This window comes from Nocardia sp. NPDC050378 (assembly GCF_040655675.1).
GTDB classification, from domain to species: domain Bacteria; phylum Actinomycetota; class Actinomycetes; order Mycobacteriales; family Mycobacteriaceae; genus Nocardia; species Nocardia coubleae.
This window is the reverse complement of sequence record NZ_JBFAKI010000004.1, coordinates 32,955-49,709: the sequence shown is the minus strand read 5'-3', so window position 1 is coordinate 49,709 and position 16,755 is coordinate 32,955. Positions and strand designations below refer to the sequence as shown.

Here is a 16,755-nt window from a genome sequence, read left to right as displayed (position 1 = left end):
TCGGCCTACCATGGGGTCATGCTCGAAGTGGTGATGGCGGCGGCCATGGTGACGATGCTCGTGGTCATGATCGGCGCCCTCCTGACCAGGCGTGGCGGCGGTGGGGGAGTTCAGGTCGAGCACGGGTCGCTGTCTGTGACCGGGGTGAGCCCGCTGCCCGCCATGAGCGGCGAGCACTACGTGACCATCACCGGAACCATCACGGGCCCGTCGGTGCCGGCGAAGGTCGTGTACGGGCGGTTCGCGTGGGACGCGGCGCAGTGGCCGTCGATCGGCGACCAGCTCGATGTGGTCTACTCACCGCGCAACCCCGACCGCTGGTCCGCACAGCACCCCGGCCTGCGCCCGTATCTCGGTAGCTGAGACGGTCCCGGTAGCCGGGACGGGTGCGGCGAAGCTCACAGCCGCCCGGGTGCGATCATGCGGGAATGCACGGCAACAACCCCGCAACAGTGAGCGGTCCGCAGATCCGGACCGCGCAGCCCGACGAATACGACGCCATCTCCGCCCTCACCGTCGACGTGTACGTCGGCGACGGCTATGTGCCCGCCGACAACGACTACACGCGGGAACTGGGTGACGCGGCGCACCGGGCCGCGCACGCACAGGTGCTCGTCGCCCTGCACGAAGGACAGGTCGTCGGTTCGCTCACCATCGCCGAACCCGGCAGTCGCTACGCCGAGATCGCCCGCCCCGGCGAACTCGAGTTCCGGATGCTTGCGGTGTCGAAGCGGGCGCGTGGCCTCGGGGTGGGAACGGCGTTGGTGCGCACCGTGATCGAGGAGGCGAAGGCGGGAGGCTACGAGGCGGTGGTATTGACGACCATGTCCACCATGGTCGACGCGCACCGCATCTACGAGCGTCTGGGCTTCGTCGCTGTGCCCGAACGCAATTGGCGCACCGACGACGGGCTGCCGCTGTTCGTGATGCGGTTGGCGCTCAGTTGAGCACGGTCGCCACGATGCCCGCGAGGTAGCCGAGCCGCGCGACCTCGGACGGGCGGAAATCGGGACCGCCCGGGCGGCCGAGCAGCAGCGCCTTACCGGACCCGCCGAGCGGTGCGGCCGCGAGCTTGGTGTCCATGTCGCGCCAGATCTGCGGCACCCATTCGGCTTCGCCGTCGAGCCACATCGGCTTCTCGATGGGCATCCACGGAGCCGAACCCGCTTGTGTCTCAGGGGCGCTCGGGCTGCCGACCACCCGATAGGCGCCCGAGGGGCCGAGCGCGATGATGGTCGACCAGCCCGCCCGTAACACCCGTGGCACACCGTCCACGAGTACCTGCATGCGATCGTCGCGTGCGCCGGCGACCTGATCGATCAGCTCGAGCTCGCGGTGCGTGTCGAGGACGCCGGAGTACGGGCGGATGGAGTCGACACTCACATCGCGCACGGATTCGGCGGCGGTGATGAGGGTGTCGGGCAGTGCGCCGGTGGGCACTTCGACGACCAGATCGTCGATGGCGAATCCCGCGCCGCGCTCGACGACGTCGAGCGAGAGGATGTCCGCGCCCACTCCGCCGAGTGCCAATGCGAGGGAACCGAGGCTTCCCGGTCGATCCGGAAGTTGCACGCGGAGCAGGTATGACACGTGCGTTCCTTTCCTTGACGGCCGAGGCTGTTCGAGAACGAATACCCGGTGAAGCAATACTTACACCCCCAACCGGGGGATCTCGACTCGAGTATGACCCCATCGCGCCGAGGAGGGCGAACTTTCGTGCGAGGCGGGTGCGTCCGGGGCTGTTCGCCCACCTCGTTAGGCTGTACCGGAAGTTCTTCCCACCCGAAGCCGAAAGGGGTCCCGCGGTGCCCGCAATCTCCCGCGACGAGGTCGCTCACCTCGCCCGGCTGTCCCGGCTGGCGTTGACCGACGCCGAACTCGACCAGTTCGCCGGTCAGCTGGATTCGATCCTCAGCCACGTCCGGACCATCTCCGAGGTCGCCGCCGACGTCCCCGCCACCGCATCGCCGAACCCGACGACCAATGTGACCAGGCCCGACGTGGTCGTGCCCGGCCTCACCCCCGAGCAGGCGCTGGACCAGGCGCCCGCCGTGGAAGAACAGCGTTTCCTGGTCCCGCAGATTCTGGGAGAGGGCGAATGAGCGAGTTGACCACGCTGTCGGCGGCCGAGCTGGCGAGCAAGATCCACGGCGGCGAGGTGTCCTCCACGGAGGTCACCCAGGCGCACCTGGATCGCATCGGCAAGGTCGACGGCGAGCTCAACGCCTTCTTGCACGTCGCGAGCGAGCAGGCGCTGTCCGCGGCCGCCGTGGTCGACGCCGCGATCGCCGCGGGGGAGCAGCCCGCCTCGCCGCTGGCGGGAGTTCCGTTGGCACTCAAGGACGTTTTCACCACCACCGACATGCCGACCACCTGTGCGTCGAAGGTGCTCGAAGGGTGGATGTCGCCCTACGACGCCACCGTCACCACCCGGTTGCGCGCCGCGGGCATCCCGATTCTCGGCAAGACCAACATGGACGAGTTCGCCATGGGTTCGTCCACCGAGAACTCCGCGTACGGCCCCACCCGCAACCCGTGGGACACCACCCGTATCCCCGGTGGTTCCGGCGGTGGTTCGGCGGCCGCGCTGGCCTCGTTCCAGGCGCCGCTGGCCATCGGCACCGATACCGGTGGGTCGATCCGTCAGCCCGCCGCGGTCACCGCGACCGTCGGTGTGAAGCCGACCTACGGCACCGTGTCCCGGTACGGCCTCGTCGCGTGCGCGTCGTCGCTCGACCAGGGTGGCCCGTGTGGTCGCACCGTGCTCGACACCGCGCTGCTGCACGAGGTGATCGCCGGGCACGACCCGCGTGACTCCACCTCGCGCAAGGTGCCGGTCGCCCCGGTGGTCGAGGCCGCGCGCCAAGGCGCCAACGGTGACCTGACCGGTGTGCGCGTGGGTGTGGTGCGCGAATTGCATTCCGACAGTTACCAACCCGGCGTGATCGCCTCCTTCGACGCCGCCGTCGCGGTGCTGAAGGAACTGGGCGCCGAGGTGATCGAGGTGTCGTGCCCGAGCTTCGAGTACGCGCTGTCCTCGTACTACCTGGTGATGCCGTCGGAGGTGTCGTCGAACCTGGCACGCTTCGATGCCATGCGCTACGGCCTGCGCGTCGGTGACGACGGCAGCCACAGCGCCGACCAGGTGATGTCGCTGACCCGTGAGGCCGGTTTCGGCCCGGAGGTCAAGCGCCGCATCATCATCGGCACCTACGCGCTGTCGGCCGGCTACTACGACGCCTACTACGGCCAGGCTTTGAAGGTGCGCACCATGATCGCGCGCGACTTCGACGCCGCCTACGAACAGGTCGACGTGCTCGTCTCGCCGACCAGTCCGTTCACGCCGTGGAAGCTGGGTGAGAAGGTCGGCGACCCGCTCGCCATGTACCTGTCGGATCTGTGCACCCTGCCGACCAACCTCGCCGGGCACCCCGGCATGTCGGTGCCTTCGGGGTTGTCGGCCGACGACAACCTGCCGGTGGGTCTGCAGATCATGGCGCCCGCGCTGGCCGACGACCGCCTGTACCGGGTCGGTGCGGCCTACGAGGCGGCCCGTGGCCCGCTGCCGACCCCGGCCGCGGTCTGAGCAGTCGAACGAAGCGGGGTCCGTCGAGAATTCTCGGCGGGCCCCGCTTTTCGATGCCGGAAGGTCGGTCGAGACCGCTCGCGTGAGACCGGCCACGAACCGAACGTGGCCGAGCCGAGCGGGCTGCCGACGACTCGGCTAGGAGACCGCGCGGGCGGCGACCCCGGCGGTCATCGCGCCGAATCCGGCGCGCAGGTGCTTGCCGAGTGCGAGGGTGACGACGGGGCTGAGCCAGCCGGCCAGGGTGAAGCGTGATTCGTAGCGGCAGCGGTCCTCGCCGAGCGGGACCACGGTGTGCGAGCGCAGGCTGTGCAGCGCACCCAGCGGCACCGGCTTCATCGCGTAGCTGAACTCGACACCCGGCGTGTGGGTGCGGATCCACTCGCGCTGGGCGCGCTTGTTGCCGCCGAGATTCACCATCATGTCGATCGGCTCGCCGGGCACCAGGGTGCTCGAGGCCTCGTAGCAGAAGGTATTCCACTCGCCGTAGTGTGCGAAATCGGTGAGTACCTGCCAGACTTTCGCGGCGGGGGCATCGATCTCGACCGTCTCGTCGATCACCAGAGTCATGCGTGAAAGCTAGAACAAGTTCTAGAAATCGGCAATGCGCTCAGATCGCGCGGCGACGTTTGCGCAGCGCGTCGATGATCACCGCGCAGGCAGCCGTCACCGCGAACAACCCGAGTACCGTACGCGCCAAGGGCCACAGGTTGGGCCGGTCGGCGGGGTCGGTCTCGGCGAAGACGTTCTCCACCACCGGTGCGGCGTAGTCCTGCCTGCGCGAGTTCACATCGACGGCGGTGAAGGCGATATCGGCCATCACCCCGCAGCGTGCGCGAGAGAACTCGTCGTCGCGCAGCTCACAGGCGGCGTGGATGCGCCGGTTGAGAGCCGCGTCCACCGAGCGCCGTGCCCACGGACCGAGCGGCTCATCGACGCGTTCGGCGTAGCGCAGCATGTCGTAGCCAAGGTCGTGGGCCTTGCAGGCGGCCTCGAACTCGCCGGGCAGGGTCACCGGAGAGGAACAGCCGCCGTTCGGGTTCACCAGCATGCCGTCCTGCTCGGCCGGGTCGTAACCGAACTTGAAACCGAAATCGCGGGGGATGAGCGAGGTGACGTCGGGATCGTCGTCGATCAGCGCCCGCACGACAGCCGTAGCAGCGGCGTTCTCGGTGCCTCCGTCCGCGGTGGTGCCCATCGCGCCCGGCGCCGACATGACGACGGCCGCCGCCATCGCCAGCCCGGCCGTGCACAGTGCCACGCCGCTACGGCGGCGATGCTGGGGCACGTCGGGCGTCACCGGCCCGGCGGGCGGAACGGGGCCGATGGTCGCGGCCACCTCGCCGAGTTCCGTCGAACCGGTGGGGACGGGGACGGGATCGGACGCGGAACCTGTGGCACGGGCACGGCGAGCGGCGGGTGCCGGGCGAAGCGGGGTGTTCATGGCCTCCGACAGTATGGAGCGGGTCGTACGGCGGGCATCCCGCTGTGGACCGGTTTCGCGAGGCGCGCGGGTGGTGTCCCGGCGCCGGGGTCACACCAGGGTAGGGGGTCGCAGTTGGTTCGTGGGTATGAGGTGGGTCGGCGGCCGGTTTCCTAGGCTCAGGACCATGACCGGACAACTGCGTACCACCGTGCGCCGGATCGACGCGACCACCTGGTTCGACCTGGCAACCGTGCTGGTAGCGCTCATTCTGTACAGCATCGCGTGGCCCACGCTGTTCGTCACCCACCAGGTGCCCGCCGCTGTCGCGCCGCTGATCTCGGGGCTCGCGGTGTTCCCGATCCTGCTCGTCCGGATCAATCCCGCCCTCGGCTGGGCCGTCTCCGCGGGCGCGGCGCTGCTCATCTCGCTGGTGATCTCGCCGACCGCCGACAGCGACCTGCCGTTCCAGGTGGTGCACGTCATCGTGCTGTTCGTGCTGCTGTTCGCGGTGGCGTTGCGCGCGCCGCTGCCCGTGGTCGTCGTCGCATGGGCCGGGCAATCGATGCTGTTCGCCACGACCATGCCCGGTTCGGCCGACGGTCCGCTGTGGGGGTGGCCGGTCGGATTCGGTGCGCTCGCGCTGCTCGGCTACCTGCTGCAGACCCTCGGCGCCTCCCGGGCCAAACTCGAGGAACAGGCCGAGGTGACCGAGGTGGAACGCGCGCGCCGGGCCATCCTCGAGGAGAAGGCGCGCATCGCCCGCGACCTGCACGATGTGGTCGCCCACCACATGTCGATGGTGGTGGTGCAGGCTCAGACCGCGCCCTACCGGATCACCGATCTGCACCCGGCCGCCGCGGCGGAATTCGAATCGATCGGTGCCACCGCGCGCACCGCGCTCAACGAGATCCGCGGCATGCTCGGCGTGCTGCGCAGCGACGGGCAACTGCCCGAACACGCGCCGCAACCGCGCGCCGCCGACGTGCCGGCGCTGTGCGAGTCGGCCGCGCGTGCCGGTCTGCCCGTCGAGTGGACCGTCGACGGTGACCTGTCGGCCGTGCCCGAGACCACCGGGCTGGTCGTGTACCGCGTCGTCCAGGAGTCGATGGCCAACTGCGCGCGGCACGCACCCGGTGCGCCCGTGCGCGTCGCGGTCGGCGTGCGGCCCGGGCTGGTGACGGTGACCGTCCACAACGACCCCGCCACCGGTGTGCCGAGCAAGAGCACGGGCGGCGGGCACGGCATCGACGGTATGCGTACCCGGGTGGCGGCGGTCGGCGGACAACTGCTCGCCGGACCCACTGCGACCGGCGGATTCGAGGTCTCGGTGACGCTGCCGACCCCGTAAGGTGGTCGCGTGGCTATTACCGTCTTGATCGCCGACGACCAGGCGATGGTCCGGCAGGGCTTCGGCGCTCTGCTCGGTGCCCAACCCGACATCAGCGTCGTCGGTGACGCCCCCGACGGCAAAGTGGCGGTCGCCGAAGCCAAACGGCTCCGCCCCGACGTCGTGCTGATGGATGTGCGCATGCCCGAGATGAACGGGCTCGACGCCGCCCGCGCCATCCTCGCCGCCGGTTTCGACCCGCCCGTGCGGGTGCTCATGCTCACCACCTTCGACATCGACGACTACGTGTACGAGGCACTGAGCCTCGGCGCCAGCGGATTCCTGCTCAAGGACGCCCCCGCCGAGGAGCTGGTACGCGCGGTGCGGGTGGTCGCCGACGGGCAGGCCCTGCTCGCACCGACGATCACCCGCCGCTTGATCGCGGACGTGACCCGGCGGCGCAACACCGTGCGCACCGCGCCCTCGCCCGCCCTGTCGACGCTGACACCGCGCGAACGCGAAGTACTCGAGCTGGTGGCCAAGGGCCTGTCCAACACCGAGATCGCGAGCGAACTGTTCGTGGCCGAGCAGACCGTGAAAACGCATGTGTCCAAAGTCTTTTCCAAGCTCGGCCTGCGCGACCGGGCCCAAGCGGTCGTCCTCGCCTATGAATCCGGTCTGGTCGTTCCCGGCTGAGCGGGCCCGCTCAGCGCGGGCACACTCCGCCCCGCAGATCGGGCAGATGACGTGCCAGCAGCAGCGCCATCCGGTCGAGCAGGGCGGTGGTGTCCTCGAAGGTGCCCGAATCCGCCTGTGCGGCAAGGGCGACCGCCAACTGGCCACTGCCGACGGGGATCAGCCCGAACTGGCGGACCGTGTACATGCCGGTGTCGTCGTCGGGGCCCCAGCCGCCCTTGAACTCCGCGTGGTCGAGCAGGCCGAGACCCCAGCCCTGCTCGGGGGTGATCTCGCCCATCAACCGCATCACGACCTCGGTGTCGGGCAGGCACGGCAGCTTGGAGGCGAAGCGCACCTGGTTGGCCAGCGACCATTCGGTGACACCGAAGGCCGTGTAGTCGAGTTCGGTGCGCATCTCCGGCTTGTCGGTGTTCACCTCACCGGCCTCGTCGAGCACCTGCTGCACCGCCTCGGCCGCCGCCGTGCCGTCGCCGAGGGACTGCCACAGGCCGTAGGCGGCGTCGTTGTCCGACACCGTGATCGCGGCCTGCACCATCTCGAAGATGGACTGGTCGTGGTCGTGGCGCAGGGCGGCGACGGCGAGCGGAACCTTGATGGTGGACCAGGCGATGCCGGTGGTCCAGTCGCCGTAGATCGTCATCCGTCCGCCGCCGACCGGCATCAATGCCATTCCCACCTGGCCGGGCAGGGTCGCCTGCAGTTGGGTGAATTCGGCGGCGAGCGAGTCGGGCAGGATCACCGACTGGCCGGGACGCCAGGCCTCGCCCTCGTCGCGCTGGACCGTCGGTGCCGTCGCGGCGGTCGGGCTGCCGGGCACCGCGCACGAGCCGGTCAGCGCCGCCGACATCAACAGCACACCGGACACGAGACCGCGACAGGCAGCCTTCACAGTAGAGCCAGCCACCTGAAACCCTCCCCACCACCGGTTGCGCGGGGGCGCTGTGCTCCGGCGGTGCAAACTACTCGTCTAGCGCGCCCGGACGATCTCGGGCGTATGCCAGTAAGTTTCGCATATGCCGGAACGGTCGCGCTGTCCGGCGACGGGCGCTGAAAGGGGGTCGTGGTGCACGAGATCGGTGATGTGTTCGCCGGGTTCACCATCGAAAGGATGCTCGGCCAGGGCGGTATGGGGACGGTGTATCTGGCCCGGCACCCGCGCCTGGACCGGTTGACCGCGTTGAAGCTGCTCAACCGGGATCTGTTCGCGGACGCACGGATTCGGGCCAGGTTCGAGCGGGAAGCGGATCTGGCCGCGGCGCTCGATCATCCAGGCATCGTCACCGTGTTCGATCGGGGCGCCGAGGACGAACAGCTGTGGATCAGCATGCAGTACGTCGACGGGATCGACGCGGCCACCGTCGATCCACGCACCCTGCCACCGCAGCGAGCCGTGCAGATCATCGAAGGTGTCGCCGACGCACTGGATTACGCGCACGGACACGGTGTGCTGCACCGGGACGTGAAACCGGCCAACATCCTGCTGGCGCGATCCGGTGGCGGGCAGGGGGAGCGGGTGTTCCTCACCGACTTCGGCATCGCCCGCCTGCGCGCCGACTCCACCCACCTCACCCAGCAGGGCATGTTCACCGCCACCCTGGCCTACGCCTCGCCGGAACAGATGACCGGCGCCGAACTCGACCACCGCTCCGACCAGTACTCCCTGGCATGCACCCTGTACTGGCTGTTCACCGGCCTGGCGCCGTTCGACTCACCCGACCCCAACGAGATCATCCAGGGCACCCTCTACGCGCCCCCGCCCCCACTCGCCCTGCGCCGCACGGGCCTACCGTCCGCCATGGACGCGGTCCTCGCGGCCGCCATGGCCAAGCATCCCGCGGCCCGTTACGAGTCGTGCACCGCCTTCGCCAAGGCGGCCCGCCGGGCCCTCACGTCGACCGAGCCACCCGTCCTTCCCGCCTCGTACTCGCCGCAATCCGTCCAGGGGCAGCCCACAGCTGTGTCCGCCCCGGGGTTCGCGCCGCCGTTACCCGCTGGGCCCCAACCCCATTGGCACCCGGCATCACCTCCGGTAGCCCCAGCCGCCCCGCCGGTCGGCCAGCCCTATGTCGGCCCGCCGGTTCAGCAGCCGGTGGTTCAACCGCCGGTGCCGCAGGGTCCGGCCCCGCAGCCGCTCCCGCAACAACCTGGGTCTGCTCAACCCCCCGCACAGCCGCTCGCGCCCCAGCCGCCTGCTCAACCGCTCGCGCAGCCTCCGTCGTACCGGCCTGCGGCCCCACCGCCGGCTCCGCGGCCACCGGCTCAGTCGGCCGCGCAGCAGCCGCCGGTCGAACAGCTACCGGATCGGTCCGCGCACCAGCAGTCGGCGACGCCGCGTGGTTCGGTGGACGGAGCAACAGCCGTTGCGGCAGATGTTTCGTCGTCGGTCGGCAAGACAGTCGTGCCCGCCGGCACCGTCGCGGGGGACGTGTCGAGCACAGCTGCGACCGATGTCCTCGGTATGCCGAACAGAGATCTTTCGGACGTCCAAAATTCCTCGGCACGAACGGAAGTCACTGCTGTGCCTGGCATGGCAGCGCGTGGACAGGACAGCGCACCAGGAGCAGCCGGTGGTGCGACGCACACGACGACCAGCGGTGCGGAAGCGGACTCGCCGGTCACCGAGGCCGACGGAGAAAATGCCGCCAGTTCGGCTGTGGAAGCTGCCGAGCCGGCGGCCCCGCGTGCAGAGATCGCCTGGGGAGGTGGAGCGGCGGCGAGCGCGCGGCCGACGTCGACCGGAAGTGGAACCCCAGCGGTCGGCAGCGCGGAAGTCGGGAACGTACGCACGAACGTCGATATGCCTGGCGGTTCAGCGGTTTCGGGTGCTAGGGAACACAACGCCGATGCCGAGTCGGACACCGATGGCGGCGCTGAAGAACTGCCCGATCGGGGCAATTCCGTTGCGTCGGATCTGAAAGATGAGTCGGATCAGGGTGCTTCCCCTGCCGGCGACCCCGTAACAGGTGCCGCGGCGGTGGACCGGCCGTTCGCGCTCGGCGGCGTGCCGGGGTCGGACGGTGGTGAGAACGTGGCGTCGCCCCCGGCTACTGGGGAGGCGGCGCAGGGCGGAGAAGGCTCCGACGTCCCGGATTTCGGTGCGCACCGGGATAATTCGGGTGGCAGTGGGCGCGGGCCCGATGGCGGGGCGGTGCCTTCGCAGGCCGCGGCCACACCGGTCGCGTCTGCGGGGACGCCGATGCAACCGCCGGGGGGAAGGCCGGGGGCGGGTGGTCCTGGGCGGCCTCCGCAAGGACGGCATCCTTGGCCGGTTCCACATCGTCGGCAGTCGGCGGTGTCTCGGCCGGTGTCGGGGTTGCAGCGGCTCGGGTGGGTGGTGCTCGCGGCGCTGGTTGTCGTGTTGGTGACGGTGGTTCTGGCACTGGTGGTGGTGATTCTGCCGGATGGGGATGACGACGAGGGTGCCATCGGCGGGGTGGTGACGGGGCCGTCGAGTGCCGTGGCGGAGGCGACCGATTCGTTCCTGGCGAGCAGGCGGGTGTTCCCGACGCTGGTTCCCCAGGGTGCGGGGATCGAGGGGCAGGGGTATCGCGGGGCGAAGTGTGTCGGGGTACGGCAGGTGAGCGAATTGGCGTGGAAAGAGCCTGCGCTGCAGTGGAACCCGATCAGCGCGGGGTGGCAGTGTGAGCGGGTGGACAACGGGCTAGGTGCGGTGAGCTATCTCGTTCTCGAATACGCGAACTCCGCGCAGGCCCGCTCCGCCATCGATGCATTCCCCGCCGCCGTCCGCTTCGGGGCGGAGAAAGACGGTGTGCCGGTGACGGTGCGGCGCTGGGTGGTGCCCGACCCGGCCACCAGCCGCGTCCAGACCGCGCACCAGGTGATCGGCTTCCCCGGCGACCCGGACCGCGACAACTATCTCGTCGTGGTGAGCCGCCGGGGCAGCAGCGGGACCGGCGGCGCGCCGCGGCCCTCCGCCCAGGACGAGGTGATCGCCTGGTGGGCGGAGGTTCCGCTGTGACCTCAGTCGACGGCCAGCGCCGCGACGATCGGCATGCGCGACGCGCGCACCGCGGGCGGGATGGAGCCGAGTAGCGCCAGCCCCAGCGCGACGATGCCGTAGACGACGAGCAGTGGGCTCGGCGCGTAGGCGATGTCGATGGTCATGGCGTGCCCGATCGCCACGGTGCCCAGGTACTGGACCGCCGCGCCGGTGACCATGCCGATCGCCGCACCGACGATCCCGATCCCCGCCGCCTCGGCGAGGACCGAGCGCAGCAGGAACTTGCGATTGGTGCCCATGGCGCGCAGCACCCCGAGCTCGCGGCGCCGTTCGAGCACCGACAGCATCAACGTGTTCAGCAATGCCACCGTGGCCACCAGCACCACGATCCACAGGATCATGGTGCTCATCGCCGCACCCTGCTCCACGCTCGAGGAGATGGCCGCGACCATGGCGGCACCGGTGTCGACATGGATCGGCTCGGGCACTACCGCCCGCACCGCCGCCTGCACCGCCGCCGGATCGGCACCCGGTTCGAAGCGCACCGCGAGCACCGTCTCGCCGGGCCGCTGATACCACTCCCGCATCTGGTCCAGGCTCATCATCACCACCCCGGAGATGGCGGTGAAGTACGGAATCACCTGGAGCACAGTGGATGTGCGCTCGCCCGAAGGTGTGGGCATGGTGATCCGATCGCCGACCTCGAGGTCGAGGGAGCGGGCCACGTCGCGGGTGACGACCACACCTTCCCCGCGCGCCATCCGGTCGATGACGGCCGGGTCGACGGCACCGAGCCTGCTGTCCTCGACCCGAGGCGGGTAACCCTGCAGCATCACCCGCCCGCTGCCGATGGTCGCGAACGCCATCTGCCCCGGACTCACGTTCGCGACGCCGGGCACGGCGGCGACCTTGTCCGACACGTCGGCGGGGAGCACCGGCCCGGTGGGGAACTGTTCGACCGGACTCGGACTCACGTACAGGTCGGCTTCACCGAGACTCCGGAACGAGTCGGTCGCCGAATCGACCATGTTCTGCGACGCGCCACCGAGCGCGACGACCGCCGCCACCCCGATCGTCACTATCATCGCTGTCGCCCACACGCGGCGCGGCGCACGTTCCAGTGTGGTCGCCCCGAGCGCCCCGGGCGCACCGAACCAGCGGGCGATCGACCCCGCCGCCCGCACGATCGGCCCGGTCGCGGCGAAGCACAACACCACCGTCGCGGTGAACGACACGGTGATCGCCGCCAACGAGAGCCGGCCGAGATCGATATAGGCCAGCGCGACGGCCGCGCCGATGAGACCGATACCGCCGACCAGCGCGGCCCACCGCAGCCCGCGCCCCGCGGCGGCGACATCACCGGCCTCGACCGGGGCGAGCGCCTCGACCGGCGCGACCTGGTACACCTGCCGGGCCGCGATCGCCGCGGCCAGCACGGTCGCGACCACACACGCGGCGATCGCGACGGGCACCGCGTAGTTCGGGACGAGGAACTCGGTGCGTGCCTCCACCGACTGCACCATCGCGGCAGGCAACCGGTCGATGGAGAACCTGCCCATCACGGCACCGATCGCCGAACCGATCGCACCACCGACGAGCCCGAGAATCGCCGCCTCCACGAGCAGATCGCGCACCATCGGCCCACGCTGACCGCCGATCGCACGCAGCAACGACAGCATCGGCCTGCGTTGTGCCACCGCCATACTCATCGCGTTGTAGATCAGGAACGCCGCGACGATCAGCGCCGCCGCCGAGGACATCAGCGTCGAGTACCGCATGATCTGGATGGCGCCACCCGCCTGCGCCGTTCGCAGGCTGGGTTCGGCGACCACGGCCCGTCCGTCGACCGCCGCGGTGAGCGCCGCGCGCAGCTCGGCGATATCGGTGCCGGGCTTCGCCATGATCTGCACCGAATCCAGCCTGCCGACCCGGTCGGTGAGGAATTGGGCCAGCGGCAGCGGCGCGGCGACGACGTGACCACCATTGAGACGATCGGTGGCCGCCTCGTCGAGCACGGCGGCGACCGTCGCGGTGCCGCCGGCGATCGGGATCGAGTCACCCTCGCGGTAACCCGTCGCCGCACCGACCAACACGCCGCGCGGCGTGCTGACCAGCTTGGCCGTGTATTGCGACATGGGTCCGGTCAGATCGCCGCCGAGCGCGCTGATGTTCTGGTCGGCGCCGATCAGCAGAGCCCGATCGGGGCCCGCGCCGAGCGTGCTGCGCAGCATGGGAGCCGCCGTCGCCACACCGGGCGTGGCCGAAATGGCGGGCAGCAGGGACTGTTCGAAGCCCGCGTCGGTGATGCCGGTGATCTCGAGGACCGCATTACCCGCGAGCCCTTTGGTGAGCCGGTCGACCGACCCGGTCACCGATCCGGAGATGCTGAGCACCGCCACGAGTAGCGCCGCCGACACCGCCATCACGGCGGTCGACATGACGGTGCGACCAGGGTGCCGGACGAGGTCACCGATATTGAACAGTCGCAACCGATCCAGCGCCGCGATCATGCGCGCACCCGCGCGGGCACCTGGTCGTCGGCCCCGATCTGCCCGTCGCGCAACGTGATCACGCGATCGCAGTAGGCGACGGCACCCATGTCGTGGGTGACCATCACCACCGAATTGCCCTGCGCGGTGATGTCACCGAGCAGGCCGAGAATCGACTCACCGGTCTTGGAGTCCAGGTTGCCCGTCGGTTCGTCGGCCAGGATCAGTGGCGGGTCCATGATGAGTGCGCGCGCCACCGCCACCCGCTGCATCTGTCCGCCCGAGAGCTCGGCGGGCCGGTGCTGCGCGCGGTCGCCGAGGCCGACGAGGTCGAGCAGTTCCAGCGCGCGCGGTTTGGCCTTGCGTAATCCGGTGCCGTCCAGCAGTTTCGGCACGGCCACGTTCTCCCAGGCCGACAGCGTGGGCAGCAGGTTGAAGAACTGGAAGACGAAACCGACCTGCTCGAGTCGGAACGCGGCCTGCCGGTCTTCATCGAGATCACCGATCTCGGTGCCGCGGAACCGAATCGAACCCTCGTCGGGCCGGTCGAGTGCGCCGAGCAGATGCAGGAGGGTGGACTTGCCCGAACCGGACGGACCGATGATCGAGGTGAACTGCCCGGTCTCGATGCGCAAGCTCACATCGTCGAGCGCGCGTACCTGCTGGTCACCTACGCGATACCGCTTGACGACGCCGGTCAATTCCAGCATCGGAGCTTGCGGTGTGCCGTTATCGGTCATGTGTTGTCCCCCAAGGGTATTCGGGTGGCGGGTCTCAGCGCGCCAGGGCACGGTCGCGGGTAGTCTGCCCGATCGCGGTGTGCGCGTCGAGAAGAGCACGCAGCGCGGGCTGTTCGGCCGCGAGCTCGAGATAGGCCTCGACCAGGGTTTTGCCGTCGAACTCGGCCTGCTCGACTTTGACGCGCAGGTGGTTGTCCCAGCGGTTCGCCAGCGCCCGGAGCAGGCCGTCGACGCCGCCGAAGAGACGGTCCAGATCGGGCAGGTCGGCGAAGAGACCCGGGTCGTTCGGGTCGACCTTCGCCCTGGCGAGAACGGTGTGCACGATGTCGGTGCGTTGATGCAGCTCGGTCCAGGTCATGAACTTCACCTTCCGTGAGCGGATGCGGCCAACGCTACGCAGCGCTACGCGGCGATTCGTCGTGCCGGAGACGCGACTTCTTCTCCTACCCAGGTAGGAGACATGGACCGTTCCCGGGACGATGTCGCGGGCTGCCCAGGCGGCTAGCCTGACAGGATGGAGGTGATCGACACCGTCGCGGCACGGCGGCCGAGGCCGACGGCCCGGCTGCGCGCGGTGGCGCACCGGTTCACCGAGTCCGTGCGGACGCGGCTCGCCTCGCTGCCCTACGACTACCCGCCCGCGTTGATCGTGTCGGCCGACGTGGCCTTGCTCGCCGTCACCGGCGCCGCGATCATCCAGCGTCACGAGTACTTCCCGACGGTGCTGCCGCTGCTCGCCATGTTCGCGGCGTTCCTGCCGGTCCCGCTGTACGCGCTGTTCGACATCAAGCCCTATCCGGTCCTGTTGAAGTCCAGCGGGCTGCTGGCCTGTGCCCTGTTCCTGCTGCAACCCGTTCCCGCCGACTTCGCCCCCTTCGTCCTCGTCGTCGTCGCGGGCGAGGTGGCCGCGGTGACGACCCGGGGCATGACGCTGGGTTTCACCCTGCTCGCGATCGCCGAACTGATCGCCTTCGACCTGGCCGGACACCTGGAGTGGGGTGGAGAACGGCTGGAAGGTCTGCCGATGTACGTGCTCGGCATCGTGCTCGGCACCTTCGTCGGGATGATGCTGCAGTACCAGCGCCGGTTCCTGTACCAGGAACGGGAGAACCAGGCCATCCGAGCCGGTCAGGCCGCCGACGAGGAACGACGAAGAATCGCGCGCGAAGTACACGACGTGATCGCGCATTCGCTCTCGATCACCCTGCTGCACCTCACCGCCGCGCGCCGCGCACTGCAAACCGACGAGGACGTCACCGAGGCGGTGGAGGCGCTCGTCGACGCGGAACGCCTCGGCCGCCAGGCCATGGCCGATATCCGTCGCACCGTCGGCATGCTCGACACCAGCCCCGCCCAGTCGAAGCCGGAACCCGGCGCCGCCGATATCGACGAACTGGTCGGTGACTTCCGCCGCGCGGGGCTCACCGTCGATTACCAGCGCACGGGTGAGCTGTCGGTCGTCACCGGCGCGGTCGGGCACGCGCTGTACCGCATCGGGCAGGAATCGCTGGCCAATGTCGCCAAACACGCACCGGGTGCCGCGGCGACGGTGCGGCTGGACGTGACACCGGAACTCGCCGCCCTCGAGGTGCGCAACGCCCTGCCTCTCGGCCCGCCACCACGCCTCGGCACCGGGATGGGCTTGCGCGGCATGCGTAAACGCACCGAACTGCTCGGCGGAACCATCAGGGCCGGAATCGACGACGACGGCTGGACCGTGCATGCCCAGTTTCCGCTGAAATCGGGCTCCTGCGGAACACTGTCCACCATGCTGCCCGGCTTGCTCCGGCCGAAAACCCAGGAGGACCAGTGACGGCCGCCGCACCGATCGACAACCCCGTCTGCGTGCTCGTCGTCGACGACCAGGAACTGGTGCGCGGTGGACTGCGCCGCATCCTGCGCCGTCGCGACGGGTTCGTCGTCAGCGAATGCGCCGACGGTGACGAGGTGGCGGCTGCCGTCGCCGCCGAACGGCCCGACGTGGTGCTGATGGACCTGCGCATGAAACGGGTCGGCGGCATCGATGCGACCCGTTTGCTGCGCGCGCGATCCGACGCCCCACCGGTCCTCGTCCTCACCACCTTCGACGACGACCAACTGCTGTCGGGTGCCCTGCGCGCGGGCGCGGCGGGTTTCCTCCTCAAGGACTCACCCGCCGAGGACCTCATCCGCGCCGTCCGTACCGTCGCGGCGGGCGGCGCCTGGCTCGATCCGTCGGTAACCGGTCGGGTGCTCACCGCCTACCGAACCGTGAAACACACCGGTACCCGCACCGACCGCCGCCTCGGCGACCTCACCGCCCGCGAGTACGAGGTGCTCGAACTGATCGGACGCGGCCGGGTCAACGGCGAGATCGCCACCGAACTCGGCATCTCCGAAGTCACTGTGAAAAGCCATGTCGGACACATATTCGGCAAGCTCGACCTGCGCGATCGCGCCGCCGCCATCGTGTTCGCGTTTGACCACGGCATAGTGACACCGGGAGAATCGTCGTTCTGAGACGCGGGTCCCACGGCCCGCAAGACGT

Annotated in this window: 16 protein-coding genes; 9 read left to right on the top strand and 7 right to left on the bottom strand. The window is 69.6% G+C overall.

The window, feature by feature from the left end; all coding sequences use genetic code 11:
- The first annotated feature begins 18 nt into the window (after window positions 1–18).
- Both AB0I35_RS10450 and AB0I35_RS10445 read left to right on the top strand, forming a co-directional pair.
- A complete protein-coding gene (locus AB0I35_RS10450) occupies window positions 19–363 on the top strand; it encodes a hypothetical protein (RefSeq protein ID WP_357395520.1) in 345 nt (114 codons plus the stop codon).
- A gap of 65 nt (window positions 364–428) precedes the next feature.
- The gene (locus tag AB0I35_RS10445) at window positions 429–947 is read left to right on the top strand and encodes a GNAT family N-acetyltransferase (RefSeq protein ID WP_357395519.1); all 519 of its coding nucleotides are present in this window, start codon (window positions 429–431) and stop codon (window positions 945–947) included.
- On the opposite strand, the gene AB0I35_RS10440 is transcribed toward AB0I35_RS10445, so the two are convergent.
- Complete coding sequence (locus AB0I35_RS10440; RefSeq protein ID WP_067493223.1) at window positions 940–1,590, bottom strand: amino acid-binding protein; 651 nt, start codon at window positions 1,588–1,590, stop codon at window positions 940–942. The genes AB0I35_RS10445 and AB0I35_RS10440 overlap by 8 nt on opposite strands.
- Before the next feature lie 215 nt (window positions 1,591–1,805).
- Here AB0I35_RS10440 and gatC point away from each other — a divergent pair, with 215 nt between their 5' ends.
- The gene (gene gatC, locus AB0I35_RS10435; RefSeq protein ID WP_067493225.1) at window positions 1,806–2,102 is read left to right on the top strand and encodes an Asp-tRNA(Asn)/Glu-tRNA(Gln) amidotransferase subunit GatC; all 297 of its coding nucleotides are present in this window, start codon (window positions 1,806–1,808) and stop codon (window positions 2,100–2,102) included.
- Entirely contained in the window at window positions 2,099–3,586 is a 1,488-nt protein-coding gene (gatA, locus tag AB0I35_RS10430; RefSeq protein ID WP_357395518.1) for an Asp-tRNA(Asn)/Glu-tRNA(Gln) amidotransferase subunit GatA, read from the top strand. The genes gatC and gatA overlap by 4 nt, the downstream gene beginning before the upstream one ends.
- A gap of 138 nt (window positions 3,587–3,724) precedes the next feature.
- On the opposite strand, the gene AB0I35_RS10425 is transcribed toward gatA, so the two are convergent.
- Both AB0I35_RS10425 and AB0I35_RS10420 read right to left on the bottom strand, forming a co-directional pair.
- Window positions 3,725–4,156 carry an SRPBCC domain-containing protein gene (locus tag AB0I35_RS10425; RefSeq protein WP_357395517.1) on the bottom strand — a complete coding sequence of 144 codons (432 nt, stop codon included), beginning with the start codon at window positions 4,154–4,156 and terminating at the stop codon, window positions 3,725–3,727.
- Window positions 4,157–4,196: 40 nt separating this feature from the next.
- Complete coding sequence (locus tag AB0I35_RS10420; protein WP_357395516.1) at window positions 4,197–5,030, bottom strand: hypothetical protein; 834 nt, start codon at window positions 5,028–5,030, stop codon at window positions 4,197–4,199.
- 166 nt (window positions 5,031–5,196) lie between these two features.
- On the opposite strand from AB0I35_RS10420, the gene AB0I35_RS10415 reads away from it, so the two are divergent.
- The gene (locus AB0I35_RS10415; protein WP_357395515.1) at window positions 5,197–6,360 is read left to right on the top strand and encodes a histidine kinase; all 1,164 of its coding nucleotides are present in this window, start codon (window positions 5,197–5,199) and stop codon (window positions 6,358–6,360) included.
- 9 nt (window positions 6,361–6,369) lie between these two features.
- Window positions 6,370–7,035 (top strand): response regulator transcription factor, encoded by a 666-nt coding sequence (locus tag AB0I35_RS10410; protein WP_067493235.1) that lies wholly within the window; start codon window positions 6,370–6,372, stop codon window positions 7,033–7,035.
- A gap of 10 nt (window positions 7,036–7,045) precedes the next feature.
- On the opposite strand, the gene AB0I35_RS10405 is transcribed toward AB0I35_RS10410, so the two are convergent.
- Entirely contained in the window at window positions 7,046–7,942 is an 897-nt protein-coding gene (locus tag AB0I35_RS10405) for a hypothetical protein (protein ID WP_357395514.1), read from the bottom strand.
- A 159-nt stretch (window positions 7,943–8,101) separates the two neighbouring features.
- On the opposite strand from AB0I35_RS10405, the gene AB0I35_RS10400 reads away from it, so the two are divergent.
- On the top strand, window positions 8,102–11,017 hold the full coding sequence (locus tag AB0I35_RS10400; protein WP_357395513.1) for a serine/threonine-protein kinase: 2,916 nt from the start codon (window positions 8,102–8,104) through the stop codon (window positions 11,015–11,017).
- A gap of 2 nt (window positions 11,018–11,019) precedes the next feature.
- Here AB0I35_RS10400 and AB0I35_RS10395 read toward each other — a convergent pair whose 3' ends face one another.
- The 3 genes from AB0I35_RS10395 to AB0I35_RS10385 are packed head-to-tail and all read right to left on the bottom strand — an operon-like array spanning window position 11,020 to window position 14,586.
- The gene (locus tag AB0I35_RS10395; RefSeq protein ID WP_357395512.1) at window positions 11,020–13,509 is read right to left on the bottom strand and encodes an FtsX-like permease family protein; all 2,490 of its coding nucleotides are present in this window, start codon (window positions 13,507–13,509) and stop codon (window positions 11,020–11,022) included.
- The gene (locus AB0I35_RS10390) at window positions 13,506–14,228 is read right to left on the bottom strand and encodes an ABC transporter ATP-binding protein (protein WP_357395510.1); all 723 of its coding nucleotides are present in this window, start codon (window positions 14,226–14,228) and stop codon (window positions 13,506–13,508) included. Before AB0I35_RS10390 ends, AB0I35_RS10395 begins: the two co-directional genes overlap by 4 nt.
- 34 nt (window positions 14,229–14,262) lie before the next feature.
- The gene (locus tag AB0I35_RS10385) at window positions 14,263–14,586 is read right to left on the bottom strand and encodes a hypothetical protein (RefSeq protein ID WP_357395508.1); all 324 of its coding nucleotides are present in this window, start codon (window positions 14,584–14,586) and stop codon (window positions 14,263–14,265) included.
- A gap of 156 nt (window positions 14,587–14,742) precedes the next feature.
- Here AB0I35_RS10385 and AB0I35_RS10380 point away from each other — a divergent pair, with 156 nt between their 5' ends.
- Together AB0I35_RS10380 and AB0I35_RS10375 are read left to right on the top strand one after the other, a co-directional pair.
- Window positions 14,743–16,041, top strand: a complete 1,299-nt coding sequence (locus AB0I35_RS10380) for a histidine kinase (RefSeq protein WP_357395507.1) — start codon at window positions 14,743–14,745, stop codon at window positions 16,039–16,041.
- On the top strand, window positions 16,038–16,727 hold the full coding sequence (locus tag AB0I35_RS10375; protein WP_357395506.1) for a response regulator transcription factor: 690 nt from the start codon (window positions 16,038–16,040) through the stop codon (window positions 16,725–16,727). The genes AB0I35_RS10380 and AB0I35_RS10375 overlap by 4 nt, the downstream gene beginning before the upstream one ends.
- Window positions 16,728–16,755: the final 28 nt, after the last annotated feature.

Excerpts from the sequence above, each read along its gene's own strand:
- AB0I35_RS10450 (WP_357395520.1), top strand. The coding sequence starts at position 19 with ATGCTCGAAGTGGTGATGGCGGCGGCCATGGTGACGATGCTCGTGGTC.
- AB0I35_RS10445 (WP_357395519.1), top strand. The coding sequence starts at position 429 with ATGCACGGCAACAACCCCGCAACAGTGAGCGGTCCGCAGATCCGGACC.
- gatA (WP_357395518.1), top strand. The coding sequence starts at position 2,099 with ATGAGCGAGTTGACCACGCTGTCGGCGGCCGAGCTGGCGAGCAAGATC.
- AB0I35_RS10425 (WP_357395517.1), bottom strand. The coding sequence starts at position 4,156 with ATGACTCTGGTGATCGACGAGACGGTCGAGATCGATGCCCCCGCCGCG.
- AB0I35_RS10420 (WP_357395516.1), bottom strand. The coding sequence starts at position 5,030 with ATGAACACCCCGCTTCGCCCGGCACCCGCCGCTCGCCGTGCCCGTGCC.
- AB0I35_RS10415 (WP_357395515.1), top strand. The coding sequence starts at position 5,197 with ATGACCGGACAACTGCGTACCACCGTGCGCCGGATCGACGCGACCACC.
- AB0I35_RS10395 (WP_357395512.1), bottom strand. The coding sequence starts at position 13,509 with ATGATCGCGGCGCTGGATCGGTTGCGACTGTTCAATATCGGTGACCTC.
- AB0I35_RS10390 (WP_357395510.1), bottom strand. The coding sequence starts at position 14,228 with ATGACCGATAACGGCACACCGCAAGCTCCGATGCTGGAATTGACCGGC.
- AB0I35_RS10385 (WP_357395508.1), bottom strand. The coding sequence starts at position 14,586 with ATGACCTGGACCGAGCTGCATCAACGCACCGACATCGTGCACACCGTT.
- AB0I35_RS10380 (WP_357395507.1), top strand. The coding sequence starts at position 14,743 with ATGGAGGTGATCGACACCGTCGCGGCACGGCGGCCGAGGCCGACGGCC.